The sequence below is a fragment of the Mycobacterium helveticum genome (assembly GCF_007714205.1).
GTDB lineage: Bacteria > Actinomycetota > Actinomycetes > Mycobacteriales > Mycobacteriaceae > Mycobacterium > Mycobacterium helveticum.
Genome location: NZ_VMQU01000406.1, coordinates 1 through 259 on the forward strand (window position 1 = coordinate 1; position 259 = coordinate 259).

At 67.6% G+C, this 259-nt stretch carries 1 pseudogene; it reads right to left on the reverse strand.

The window, feature by feature from the left end:
• A pseudogene (locus FPZ47_RS30115) lies at positions 1 to 257 on the reverse strand (cytochrome P450); the annotation flags it as partial.
• Positions 258 to 259 lie beyond the last annotated feature (2 nt).

Here is a 259-nt window from a genome sequence, read left to right on the forward strand (position 1 = left end):
GTGAGCGCCTCCTGGGTAGCTTGGGGGCCCGCGATGACCGCCATTTTGGTGCCGAACGCTCCCATCCACGAGACAGAACCGAACCGTTCGTAGCGCTCTCTGCCCAGGTCGGACCCAAACCGGATGTAGTCGAGGGTGTGCCCGACCAAGGGGAGCCCGGCATCACCGAGAACCGGTCGCAATCCGCTTCCGGCCGGGGGCGCGGCTAGTTCACGCACTGGCCACCGCCGACTCCACCGGCGAAGTCCGTCGTCCACCC